This window comes from Polystyrenella longa, from assembly GCF_007750395.1.
Taxonomy (GTDB): Bacteria; Planctomycetota; Planctomycetia; order Planctomycetales; family Planctomycetaceae; genus Polystyrenella; species Polystyrenella longa.
In genome coordinates this window covers 3,925,400-3,937,573 of record NZ_CP036281.1, presented here as the reverse complement: position 1 = coordinate 3,937,573, position 12,174 = coordinate 3,925,400, and the positions used below count along the sequence as shown (strand labels likewise).

The 12,174-nt window shown below is 50.2% G+C and carries 10 protein-coding genes; 4 read left to right on the top strand and 6 right to left on the bottom strand.

Annotation, left to right across the window (positions count from 1 at the left end; translation table 11 throughout):
- Positions 1-181: 181 nt before the first annotated feature.
- On the bottom strand, positions 182-1,855 hold the full coding sequence (locus Pla110_RS14620) for an L-fucose/L-arabinose isomerase family protein (protein WP_144996504.1): 1,674 nt from the start codon (positions 1,853-1,855) through the stop codon (positions 182-184).
- 121 nt (positions 1,856-1,976) lie between these two features.
- Positions 1,977-3,596, bottom strand: coding sequence for a ribulokinase (locus tag Pla110_RS14615; RefSeq protein WP_144996502.1), 1,620 nt, complete (start codon positions 3,594-3,596; stop codon positions 1,977-1,979).
- A gap of 587 nt (positions 3,597-4,183) precedes the next feature.
- On the opposite strand from Pla110_RS14615, the gene Pla110_RS14610 reads away from it, so the two are divergent.
- Complete coding sequence (locus Pla110_RS14610) at positions 4,184-5,791, top strand: ATP-binding protein (RefSeq protein ID WP_144996500.1); 1,608 nt, start codon at positions 4,184-4,186, stop codon at positions 5,789-5,791.
- A 190-nt stretch (positions 5,792-5,981) separates the two neighbouring features.
- Positions 5,982-7,742: an ABC1 kinase family protein gene (locus tag Pla110_RS14605; protein WP_144996498.1), complete on the top strand. Its 1,761-nt coding sequence runs from the start codon at positions 5,982-5,984 to the stop codon at positions 7,740-7,742.
- Positions 7,743-7,755: 13 nt separating this feature from the next.
- On the opposite strand, the gene folK is transcribed toward Pla110_RS14605, so the two are convergent.
- Together folK and Pla110_RS14595 are read right to left on the bottom strand one after the other, a co-directional pair.
- On the bottom strand, positions 7,756-8,505 hold the full coding sequence (gene folK / locus Pla110_RS14600; protein WP_144996496.1) for a 2-amino-4-hydroxy-6-hydroxymethyldihydropteridine diphosphokinase: 750 nt from the start codon (positions 8,503-8,505) through the stop codon (positions 7,756-7,758).
- A gap of 201 nt (positions 8,506-8,706) precedes the next feature.
- Entirely contained in the window at positions 8,707-8,874 is a 168-nt protein-coding gene (locus Pla110_RS14595; protein WP_144996494.1) for a Flp family type IVb pilin, read from the bottom strand.
- A 407-nt stretch (positions 8,875-9,281) separates the two neighbouring features.
- On the opposite strand from Pla110_RS14595, the gene infA reads away from it, so the two are divergent.
- Together infA and rnhA are read left to right on the top strand one after the other, a co-directional pair.
- Complete coding sequence (gene infA, locus Pla110_RS14590) at positions 9,282-9,500, top strand: translation initiation factor IF-1 (protein ID WP_144996492.1); 219 nt, start codon at positions 9,282-9,284, stop codon at positions 9,498-9,500.
- A gap of 111 nt (positions 9,501-9,611) precedes the next feature.
- On the top strand, positions 9,612-10,091 hold the full coding sequence (gene rnhA, locus Pla110_RS14585) for a ribonuclease HI (protein WP_144996477.1): 480 nt from the start codon (positions 9,612-9,614) through the stop codon (positions 10,089-10,091).
- Positions 10,092-10,164: 73 nt separating this feature from the next.
- On the opposite strand, the gene Pla110_RS14580 is transcribed toward rnhA, so the two are convergent.
- Positions 10,165-10,452: an FHA domain-containing protein gene (locus Pla110_RS14580; RefSeq protein WP_144996475.1), complete on the bottom strand. Its 288-nt coding sequence runs from the start codon at positions 10,450-10,452 to the stop codon at positions 10,165-10,167.
- Between the two features lie 213 nt (positions 10,453-10,665).
- Positions 10,666-12,087 carry a cardiolipin synthase gene (cls, locus tag Pla110_RS14575; protein ID WP_144996473.1) on the bottom strand — a complete coding sequence of 474 codons (1,422 nt, stop codon included), beginning with the start codon at positions 12,085-12,087 and terminating at the stop codon, positions 10,666-10,668.
- Positions 12,088-12,174: the final 87 nt, after the last annotated feature.

The following is a 12,174-nucleotide window of genomic DNA, read 5'->3' as shown; positions in this document are numbered from 1 at the left end:
CTGTGGATTTTGATTTGAGTGTGTAAGTCTTGATTAAGAAATTAGCAATTTGGAAACTGGGAAGGTCGTTCAAGTTTATCGCGTGACCTTGATAAACAGAACGAACACACCAGGCATTTTCCGGTGTGTTCGTTTCTGTAGTGATCAAAGTTTGCCTTGGCATGTTGACATCGAGAGTCAATCAGGCTTCTGGCCAGGATTTTCCGTTTTTACGCGTTCCGCAGATCTTGACTTCCATCCCAAGTTCGGCGGCGAGGGTCGCTTTAGCAAACATTGCTTTATCCGCTTCGGCAGCACTGTTGGCGTAGGCAACTTGAATATGATTTGACTGATGTTTAGCCATCATCTGGTCGCGAGAAACTCCATACGTAACGGCATGCATGATCGGCCACTGTTCCGTCGTCTCTTTCCAGCGACGATCAGTCTCCTCCCGTGGCAGTTCCACGACACCTGCACGTCCCAGGTCCATTTTGAGCTTGCCACCTTCGATATAAACACGCGACCAGACGAGTTCACCTGGTTTAGAAATCCCACGGAGTGTTGAACCACCAGCAGGGAAGAACATCGGGACCTGACGCAGGCCTTCTGCCCCTTTCCAACCGTCAATAAAGTGGGCGGGCGGAGCGGCGCCACTGATCAGCAGGACCCAGACGTAGTCGTCAACAGTTCCTGAGGCGTCTTTGTCACCCCAGCGGATATCATGCAAGGTGTTCTCGACCGGTTGCCCCATTGCTTTGTGTACTCGGTAGGTCAGGAGTCCGTCCAATCCGGCACACTCATCGACTTCATTGAAGTGAGGAATCGCTTCCCCTTTGTAAAGTTCGCGTTTACCATCGCGGCTTTTCACTGGAGGGCGGTCTTCATTGTTGAGTGTTCCTTCCACCAGGTCCGATGCGGGAGCGATATCTTTCAACCCCTGCTGATACTGAATCCCGATGGTGTGACAACCAAAGTCATCCGCGATGCGTACAGCGGCGATATACATTTTGCATTGAAGCAAAATCTGCTCTTCAGTCAGGTCGGTTTCATGGGTAGAGCCTGTATGGAATTTCATTCCTTTCTTCAGGTACCATTGATAAACTGCTGTGGCTTCGTCGTCAGAAACATTTCGCATTTCAGCATACAAAGCGGACTGGCTCAGCCGTTCTTTGTAAACGCCCGTTGGATTTAACAGATGGTCAGGGATGATCGCATTGAACATGCCCATGCAACCTTCATCAAAGACGCCCATGATCGCCTTTTCCGACTGCAACTGATTTGCCAGTGCCTGCGCCAGCTTACGAACGGAGTTGTCGACTTTCAGTTTGGAAAGTGGAACAGCATGTTTTACGCTGTGTTTGCACTTGCCAGTTTCCAACCATTTTTTGAGGCGACTGGTAAAGTAGTCGTCGGTGAAATCTTCCGACCACAATGTCGAATATTTCACGCCTGCTTTGGTCAGTGATCCGTTCAAGTTGAGCATTCCGACCAGGCCGGGCCAGGTTCCGGACCAGTTTGCGGCGGTCAGGATGGGGCCTTCGTGAGTGATCAATCCAGACAGAACATGGTGCGAATATTGCCAAACGGCTTCCGCGACAATAATCGGTGCTTTGGGATCCAGCTCCGCGAAGATCTGCATTCCCTCAGTTTGTGAAGCAATGAAACCATGTTTTTCATCCGCTTTATAAGAATGCGCGCGAACGACGGAATAACCAGCAGCCTCGATAGCCGCGGTGAGATCTTTTTCCATCTCTGCCTGGGCGTCCCAACACATCTGGTTGGCAGAAATGCGAAGGTCACCACTGGCGAGCAGGTAAACTTCCTTCTTTTTGAGTTTGGGACGTTTCTTTAATGTGGGCAGTTCATATTTAGACATGGTTTTACTCAGAGTAGAGAGTTTGGATGAAGGTAGAGTATTCCGGCAGATCAACTGTCGGTGAATTGTCTCGTCAGGCAGGCCCAGTTGTCAAACATGCCGGGCACGACTACAAAGCAGCTCATTTTTTCTGGCTGATCCAGTCGGCGGCATTCCGGTATTGGGAATAAATTTCATTGTACTGAGCGTGTGTGTCTGCGTTCGGTTGCACAAGAATACCTTCGCGCCCCGGCACTCCCTTCTGCACACCCGCCATGGTATTGATCGCCTCAGTTGTCGATTTGAAATATTGATGCTCAGTATCTGCCGCCAGTACCCCTAAGATGGCCGCGCCCAGGGCAGGGCCTTGTTTGGAGGGATGAACCAGAATTGGCTTACCCAGGACGTCGGCATAAATCTGAACGAGCAGAGGGTTATGGTGCGGCAATCCTCCTGTGGCAATAAATAATGTAACAGGCACATTGTTCTCAATGAGAATATCTGCGATCCAGCGAACACCAAACGCGGAGCCTTCCATCAAGGCTCGATATAGATGCTGCGGTCCATGGTTTAAAGTCAGGCCGAGAAAAGCCCCTTTGACCGCGCCGTCCATTAACGGAGTGCGGCAACCGTTCATCCAGTCGACACAGAGAACTCCTTCCGCACCAGCGGGCAGGGCGGCAGCACCGGCAGTCAATTCGTCGAAGTTGTCCTGGTTGAGGGTTTTTCGCAGCCAGTCGAATGCATCGCCAACGGCAGCCTGTCCAGTTTCGTATCCGAAAAAGTCAGGCAGAATTCCTCCTTCGACGATCCCGGCGACGCCTGGAACGGATTGCTCGGAAGTGGCGTTCAACATATGGCAACTGGACGTTCCCATCACGAGTACCATCGCCCCCGCTTCCGCCGCACCTGCACCGGGGACACCGGCGTGGGCATCAATGATGGAGGCGCTGACGGGCGTTCCAGCAGGGAGGCCGAACTTCTTAGCCATGTCCGCAGTCAATCCACCTGCCGAAGTTCCTGGAGCCAGCATTCGGCCGGGCATCTTTTCTGCGACGACGTTTTCCAGCTCGGGATGTAGTGCAGCAAAAAACTCGCTGCTGGGATAACCATCTTGAGCGTGCCACATCGCTTTGTAACCAGCTTGGCACGTCGATCGGGGAAGAGTCTCTGCAGTTCCGCCGACAAGTTGCCATACATACCAGTCGCCTCCTTCGAGCCAGACTTCTGTTGCCCGATAGACTTCCGGTGCTTTCTCGAGTGTTTCTAATACTTTAGGGAAGAACCATTCCAGTCCGATGATTCCCCCGTAGCGACTCAGAAAAGATTCATTGCGGGACTCGGCAAGTTCATTGATTCGATCTGTTTGTGTCTGGGCCCCGTGATGTTTCCACAACTTCGGCCAGCTGAACATCTCTGATTTGAACTCGTCAACCATACAGAGTGGCGTACCGTCTTTCAGGCTGGGAAGCATAGTACAACTGGTGAAGTCGACTCCAATCCCAATGATCTGCTCGCCCTGAAGTCCTCCCGATTTCAACCCTTCCTGCACCGCCTTGGCAGAACATTCGACCCAGTCCAGCGGGTGTTGGAAAGCGTAACTGGCCGGGATCTCTTCTCCAGTACCGGGCAAGGTTTTTGTGATCTGACCATGAGTATAAGGAACGACGGCGGAAGCGACTTCGTTTCCAATCAGGTCGACGAACAGAGCACGGACAGATTCGGTTCCGAAATCGAGACCGAGGGCGATGGGGTTCGTCATGAAATTAGGACTCCCGGGGAATATTCCAGCGAAAAATGAATGATGAATCGAGTGAGAGAAAGGGCGCGAATCGCTTTATAGTCGTCGATCCGGCGGTATCAGAGAGGAAAGGCACCCTTTATATGGTTGATGTACGTCGTAGTTGCGTGCCTAAGTTTATGCAGGATAAACAATTCCACCCTCAGTTGCGAATGATCTCGAAGCCGGAACTAACCCAGATCTCGAAGAAAAATTTGTACTTCATCAGAGGGATCCGGGCAGTGAATACAGGGACAACCGATTTATTCGTTGATACCGGAAGGCAAAAGGCCGTTCAGGTCTCGTAATCGTTGAAACCCCTTAGTTCAGACTATCTGCGCCACATCGGGAGTTCGGGGAAGATGAGGTATAATTACCACGTGTTTCGGTCCGGTTGCCCTCATGGAACGATTTCGTGACGTATTATGATTTAGATAGAGGTATTTGACTGACAAAAATTGAGAACAACAATGAGCGGCAACTGCTCTGTTGTTTCTCCAAAGACGAGAGCCATTCCCTCAAAATAAAACAGATACTTTGCCGAGCCTCATGGGCTAGAGTTGTGTACTATGTCCGATGCATCCTCAAAAATGTCCCCGACGGAATATCTTCAGCACATCAAGGGGGACCTGCGCGCTCCTCAAGGCGATCTTGATGGGAACATCGACAACCTGGATGACTTGAATATCGATTTTGACGAGTTACCAGATGGCTCCGAGCAGAGCGAAGAGACTTCCTTAAATTCCGCACGATTGAATTCGCCTGTGGCTACCGCTGAAGGTCAGCAGGAAGCGGTTCTTTCGAAAGAAGGACTCTATACCGAGCCCGAATGCGTTGAATCCGATTCCCCCCTCGGTGAACTTTTTCATCGGGTGAATCATCTGTTAGGTGGTCAAGAGGAGAAAAAAGGTCCTTTTCGTCCCACAATTCCAGAGAATTTGGCTAAAACTGGTCTCTCATTTGAAGAGATCGAACGGCTTGTCCTGAAATTCCTATTGTCGAAAGGTTCCGCTTCCGGACGTACGATCAGTCGACAGGTCTGTCTCTCATTTCAAATTGTGGATCCCATTTTACAGCAGTGTAAGCAGGATCAATTGCTGGCCTACAAAGGGTCGGCAGAGATGGGTGACTACGAGTTTGTGATAACCGACTTCGGGCGAGATCGTGCCAAACGATACGCCGAGGAATGCTCCTACTTTGGTTCAGCGCCGGTCACCTTAGGGGACTATCTTAAAGCGATGGAAGCGCAGAGTATCGCGCGTCAGGAAGTCTGCGAGGAAGACCTGAAACGCGCCTTTTCCGATTTAATCATTAGCGAAGATATGTTTGAGCGGTTAGGCCCGGCGATTAACTCCGGGCGAGGTATGTTCCTGTTTGGGGAACCGGGTAACGGAAAAACCAGTATTGCCGAACGAGTGACTGCCTGTTTCGGTTCGACCATCTGGATCCCCAAGGCATTGGGAATCGATGGCGACATCATTCGCTTGTACGATCCCGGTGTCCATGAGTTGGTCACTGAAGATAAAGAAAACGGCCTGCTGGATTTGTCAGGTGTCGATCAACGTTGGGTGCAAGTAGTACGCCCCACGGTGATCGCCGGTGGTGAATTGACGATGAATGAACTGGAGGTCTCGCAAAATCCTCTGACCAAAATTTGTGAGGCTCCTTTACAACTGAAAAGTAACTGCGGTACGTTGGTCATCGATGACTTTGGTCGTCAGCAGATGCCCGTTGATGAACTACTTAACCGCTGGATTGTGCCGCTGGAAAAAAGGTATGACTTTTTAAACCTTCCCAGTGGTAAGAAAATTCAAGTTCCTTTTGATCAACTGATCATCTTCTCGACAAACCTGGAACCCAAAGACCTGGTCGACGGTGCTTTTTTACGGCGTATTCCTTATAAAATTGAAGCTCCGGATCCCACGGAAGCGCAGTTCCGGGAATTGCTGGAATTGATGGCTCCCATGATGGGCTTTGCATATGATTCCGAAGCGAGAAAAGCGGTCGACTACCTGATCGAGACTCATTACAAGGCGGTGGATCGTCCCTTCCGAGCCTGCCAGCCGCGCGACCTGTTACTGCAAGTCAAGAATCATTGTGTCTATCATAAACGGCCGAAAAAACTGAGTAATTATGGTTTCGATTTTGCCGTGTCGAACTACTTCTCAGTAATGTGATCCGTAGAAGTCGTTAAAACAGAATTGCAGGCTGTCTTCCCTCCGACAACTGGTTACGATGAACAATAAATTGTTCCGTATCACAAGCACTGCCCAATCAAATTGGCTCTCTCAGGATGCCAATTTCTGTTAATCAGGGTGGTCAATTAATTCACCAGAAACCCGCGTGCGGGAAAAATGGAGTGACCGTTTGGAGACTCATCCTTTACTATTCCTCAAGAATCTGAATCGCAGCCGCCAGATTGTGTCGGTGTTGTTGAAGTACGGATTCGGAGATTTGGTAGAGCAGGTTGGCCTTGGGAGATTTATCCGCCTGGGACGCCGTATGCTGGACTGGCGGAAAAAAAAGAATTCGATTCCGCCTGCCCTGACTCGCGCCGAACGCATCCGCATGGTGCTTGAGGAACTGGGCCCAAGTTTCGTAAAGTTCGGGCAAGTTGTCAGTACGCGACCGGATCTTGTACCTCCCGATGTCATTGAGGAGCTGACGAAACTCCAGGAATCGCTTCCCATGTTTCCTACCAGCGAGGCTCAAAGCCTCATCCAGAAAGAACTCGGCGGCTCCGTAGATGAGATGTTCGAGTACTTCCCGGATGAACCGCTGGCGGCTGGATCATTAGGGCAGGTTTATCAGGCTCGAACTAAAACAGGAATTGATGTCGCTGTAAAAGTTCGACGCCCCAATGTTGTTCAGGAAGTCGAAAGTGACATTGCGTTGATGGGGCAACTGGCAATCTTAATCGAAAAACACATACCCGAAGCCAGAATGTTCGATCCCTGTGGTTTGGTCTCTCATTTCGCACGCACAATCCGACGCGAAATGAACTTTCAGCGCGAAGCCAAGACGATGATGGAATTCTCGCGACTGTTTCGTAACGATGCGTCGCTCTATGTTCCGGAAGTCTATCCCGATCTGTGTACGGAATGCCTGCTGACGATGGAGTTTATTCAGGGGTCGACTTTACGCGACTTCATCCACCGAGAACCAGGAAAGCAATCTACTTCAGCACCCGCGAATTCAGTGACTCCCGATTGTAATTCAGCTACCGACGACCCAATGGGAGAAAACGGTCCCGGATTCGTTACGAATGAGCAAGTCGCAGACAACGGTGCGCACATTTACATGAAAATGGCGTTCGAGTTGGGTGTGTTTCATGGTGATCCTCATCCCGGAAACCTCCGCATCCTGGACGATGGCACCATCTGCCTGCTTGACTACGGAATGGTGGGTTACCTAGATGAGGAGCTTCGAGATCGGCTGGCGGATCTCTTCCATGCTGTTTCGAAAAAAGATTACAATTCGGTTGTAATTCTAATTCAGGAAGTAGGAGAGTGCCGCGGGGAGATCGATAAAAATCTTTTGAAAATCGATGTTCGAGATCTCGTCGATTCCTATTACGGCGTTCCGTTAGAGAAGCTGAACGTTGGGCCTATGCTCAACGATTTTGTCCTCTTAATGTCAACTCACAATCTGAATTGTCCCAGTAACCTGATGCTACTGATTCGCGCCTTTGTCACTCTGGAAGGAATGGGACGCTGGTTGAATCCCGAATTCAATATGGCAGGGGCGCTGGCACCGTTCGTTTCCGATATTATCAAGGAACGATACAACCCGGTTCGAGTAGGGCGAATGCTGATGGGCGAGTCTCGCCGTCTGCTCACATTGGCCCACAAGACTCCCTATCATGTTACTACGATCCTGCGAAAGCTGAGCGAAGATGAACTTCGAATCAAACTCGATCATGGAGAAGTGAATCACCTGATTCAGGAAGTTGATCGCTCCAGTAACCGACTCGCAATCGGGATGGTGATGTCATCGCTCATCCTCGCATCAGCCCTGTTGATTCGGGGCGGAGGAGAGTTGGCGTGGGTCAGTGGAATCGTATTCATTATGTCCAGTCTGCTGGGGCTGTGGCTCATCTATGGTGTTTTGCGTAGTGGTAGCCTCTGATAGTCACTCGCTTTTATACAGACCGATTCACCTCTCCCAGGGCAGATGTAAACAGGTTGACCATCGTCTCCTGCAGTTGAGATTCCAGGACCGTTTGCAGATCAATCCGTGTAAGGAGCGGGCTGTCTTCCCAAGTGATCGTCTCCGTCGGTTGAACAAACAGCAACATCGAATGCGGTGCGGCTAAATCGGCGACCGAATCAATTTGCTTCACATTGATTTGCGGAAATGCTGAACTCGCCCGGCGGGCAATGTCCAAGTCTGTGTCTGAACCGATCAGGTGGACCTGGTAAGGAACTACTTCCGTTAATCTGAGCAATTCGGCGATGGTAGCCAGTTTCACCGGATGCAGTAGCTCTGGGGCGATTTCTACCAGCGGGACCAGAACAAATCGGCGATACCAGGCGGCCGGATGCGGGAGCACGAGCTGGGGTAGATGGATGATCTGTTCGTCATAAAACAGCAAATCGAGATCGATCACTCGCGGTCCCCAGTGGAGGGTGCGTATCCGACCAAGCTCTTGTTCAATCTGGAGCAGGTGGTTCAGCAAGTCGATTGGGGGGAGGGTGGTCTCCAGCTCAGCGACGGCGTTATAAAAGGAATCGCCCGCATAGGTTCCTACGGGAGCCGTTTGATAAAACGAAGAAACACGGTCGATCTCTATACCGTCGAGAGCAGCAAGCTGTTGGAGGCTCTGCTGCATCGTTTCGATGGGGTTTCCCTGATTCCCCCCCAGCGAAATATAAGCTTTGTCGCCGGCCATCAGAGGCACCTGTCATTACAAAGGGATTAGACGCGTTTAATTTCTCCAAATAGTCATCGCTAAGATGGTATCAATTTCGAGTCTCTCCCGGAGTGAAGGGAGTAAAGAGATTGCCAGAAGATGCGAAAAACTGAAATCATGGCACAACGACTGATCAGGCCAGTGCGAGTCGCTGATCGAATCGCCTACTTCGCAACACCCTCAATGAGCGAGAAGTTCCGATTCGATATTCTCGTACATTGTATTTGTTTGCGCTCCAAAACTGGCGATGGCAACAATGCAGACTAAAAGGATCATCGCGACCATAACCGCGTATTCCACAGCAGTCGCTGCGTCCTCTTCCAGCAGGAATTTTTTCAACGCGTTCATTTGGACGAGCATCCCAGAGAATGTATTAGAATTGAATCAAACCTCAACTAGATAAATTTAAATCTGAAACGCCAATCCGTCAAACGGGAATCGGATCGTCATCGATAATCCAAAGAATCCGCAGGATAAAGATCCGCATTGGTCAAATTAGGATGAAAAGTTCGATAAATCACGAGGTATTCACCCCCGTTGAATAGGTGCCGGAGAAGTTAAAATCATTCCGGTTTTTCCAATTTCGGGCAATTACATAACATCTTAAGCGAATTCTTCCGGTGCAGCCTGTTGGCCTTAGTACAAAACTTGTTACAATTAACGGAATACAAAATACAAGAGGCGATCCGATTGCTAGACGTTCGGATTGCGATTTTACTGTTTATTTTACTTAAGTTGTTACAGGAGAGTATTTTATGGCCAAAGAAGAGGCCATTGAGGTTGATGGTACCGTTGTGGAGGCACTTGCCAATACGCAGTTTCGAGTTGAGCTGCAAAATGGACACTTGGTGCTGGCCCACGTTGCTGGAAAAATGAGAAAACACTTTATTCGTATCGTGCCGGGTGACAAAGTCACAGTCGAAGTATCGCCTTACGACATGAACCGGGGCCGCATTACCTATCGAGAACGTTAATCTCTCGTTGCGATAATGCATATGCTCACAATCTCCGGGCAGTTTTTTGACTGCGCCGGAATTTTTATGCTGACCTAATTCTTTCTCACTGCTGCTGTCAGGCTGCCATTCATGTCCGAAATCGAAACGCAGGAAGCGTCGTCCTTCGTTCAACTTTTTACTGATGGAGCCTGTCGTGGAAATCCGGGACCGGGAGGCTGGGCGTATTTGCTGCGCCATCCCCAGTCTGGTTCCGAAAAAGAATTCGCAGGCGGTGAAGCGAACACGACCAACAATCAGATGGAATTGCAGGCCGTCATCGAAGGGTTAGCTGCGCTTACCCGGCCTTCCGAGGTCGAGGTTATTACCGACAGCACCTACGTCGCCAAAGGGAGCAAAGAGTGGTTGCCCAACTGGAAGCGAAACGGCTGGAGACGCCGCGAGGGCAAGAGCTGGAAGCCGGTCAAAAATGAAGACCACTGGAAGAAGCTCGACGTGCTGCTACAGAAACATCAGGTCCGATTCACTTTGGTGAAAGGTCACGCTGGGCATCCCGAGAACGAACGCTGTGATGAGCTTGCCGTGGAAGCGGCGCTCAAGTTTCAATCATAAGCACAAAGCTGGTCGCAGTAGACTGGTGACGGGAGCGAGTCAGGACTCGCAGGCCATTCTGAACAGTCTTAATTCAGCAGGCGACCGTAATTTCGGTATTTCCCATCCGGATGACGTCGCCATCCTTCAGTTCGGCCTCGTCGATTTGCTCATCATTAACGAATAAACCGCTGGAGCTGCCCCAGTCGTGGATCATGGCTTCATCCTCTTCCACGTTGATGCGGGCATGCACGCGGGAGATGTACGAGTCGCGTACGCGAATCGTCGTATTTGACCCGCGACCCACATCGTAGAGTTGTCCTGCTTCCAGCTTGTACTGACGACCTTCGTCCGGTCCGTTTTTCACAATGAGTTTATACATCGCTCGGGTTCACCTCTGAATAATTTGATTTGTCGCTTCAAGTCTGGTTTCCCGTTGATCGGCAGCTATCAAGGGTCTGTTCGGATCGCAGGGCGCTCATTTTCTTTTATGAATTTCATCATCTGCACATCATAATTGCACATGAAATCAGTCGAAGCAATCAGCCTTTTCATAAAATTGAGCGGGTGATGCGATTGGCGACGAACATTCCCGTTATAGCAACGGACTGAAGAGCCGCATGACATTTTGAAACAGACGCTGATAGTAAGGCCGCCTGTTCCACCTGCTCAGTTCCAGTTTTTCGGAGAGACTCAGGTATTTATCCTGTAGCTCTTTCAGCTCCATGTTGATCGGTTTGCCGTACAGCATCATGGTCAGTTCGAAGTTCAATTCGAACGAACGGATGTCAAAATTGCTGGAACCGATCATGCAGATACTGGAGTCGATTGTAATCGTTTTAGCATGCAGCAGCCCCGGTTGATAAAGATAAATGTGGGCTCCCATCTCCAATAATACTCCATAATATCCTCGTGCTGCGGCGCCGACGATAACCTGGTCGCTCTTTTCGGGAAGAATCAAAGTCACTTCCACTCCGCGTAATACAGCGACTTCAATCGCCTGCAGCAAGGCTTCGTCTGGAATGAAGTAAGGCGACGTGATCGTAACCTGGTGCTGGGCGGCATGCAGCATTGAGAGCACCATCCGTTGATGATTCTCAGTGGGATAACTGGGGCCGCTGGGTAATGTCTGAATCGGAGTCGATCCGGCCGATTTCGGATCGGGGAAAATATCCGTTCCCTCCAGAATATCATCTGTTTCGAAATACCAGTCCGTCAGAAAGACAGCTTGTAATTCGATGGTCACTGGCCCTTCCATACGAATCATTAAATCGTGCCAGGCAAGTTTTTTTAGACCATAGTCAGAATCCACGATATTCTGAGAACCTGTGTAGGAAATTGATCCGTCAATCACGACAATTTTACGGTGATTGCGTAAATCGATCCGCGCTGCCTTGCGGCGAAAGAACTGCACAGGCAAAGCGGCATGAACTTCGATACCTGCGTCGATCAATTCCTGTTGATTATGTTTGAGAAAGTCCGACGATCCGACCGCATCCAGTAGCAAGCGGCACTTCACTCCTCGTGCGACAGCGCGGGCCAAAGCATCGTTCACTTTGTTCCCCGTCTTATCGTCCCGATAAATGTAGAACAGCATATGGACGTGTTTTTGGGCCTGATCAATGTCGGCAATCAAGCGATTGATCGTCTCGTCGGTCTCTGCAAGCAACTCGACCGAGTTGTTCCCCAGAATCGGCATATAACCGAGACGTTCTGCCAGATCAATGGCCGACTGTAATCGAGAGTCATAGTCCGGCTTCATCACCTGGGGATGATCACGGAAGCGTCGGCTTAAGGTTTCCAGTTTCGCCAGCAGCCGATCATGTTTGCGAATGCGGCGCTGTGGCAAACGGTTCTCGCCGATCAAGACGTAAATTAGAAACCCAAACCAGGGTTCAAAGAAGATGATCAGCAGCCATGCCATCGCGCTGTTGGGTCTGCGGCGGTGGGTGACCACCGGAATCATCATGATTCGTAACACCCATTCACTGATCAGATATAAAAGATACCAGTTCACGATAGACCGATCTTGTCCTTGCGAGGCGAAGTCACATTTCCCCAGGTCCAATTTGTTGGAACGAAAATAGTTCCCTGAGAAACGATG

Bases quoted from the DNA above. Each gene is read 5' to 3' on its own strand.
- Pla110_RS14595 (WP_144996494.1), bottom strand. From the start codon at position 8,874: ATGAACGCGTTGAAAAAATTCCTGCTGGAAGAGGACGCAGCGACTGCT.
- rnhA (WP_144996477.1), top strand. From the start codon at position 9,612: ATGTCCGAAATCGAAACGCAGGAAGCGTCGTCCTTCGTTCAACTTTTT.
- Pla110_RS14610 (WP_144996500.1), top strand. From the start codon at position 4,184: ATGTCCGATGCATCCTCAAAAATGTCCCCGACGGAATATCTTCAGCAC.
- infA (WP_144996492.1), top strand. From the start codon at position 9,282: ATGGCCAAAGAAGAGGCCATTGAGGTTGATGGTACCGTTGTGGAGGCA.
- Pla110_RS14580 (WP_144996475.1), bottom strand. From the start codon at position 10,452: ATGTATAAACTCATTGTGAAAAACGGACCGGACGAAGGTCGTCAGTAC.
- folK (WP_144996496.1), bottom strand. From the start codon at position 8,505: ATGGCCGGCGACAAAGCTTATATTTCGCTGGGGGGGAATCAGGGAAAC.
- Pla110_RS14620 (WP_144996504.1), bottom strand. From the start codon at position 1,855: ATGTCTAAATATGAACTGCCCACATTAAAGAAACGTCCCAAACTCAAA.
- Pla110_RS14615 (WP_144996502.1), bottom strand. From the start codon at position 3,596: ATGACGAACCCCATCGCCCTCGGTCTCGATTTCGGAACCGAATCTGTC.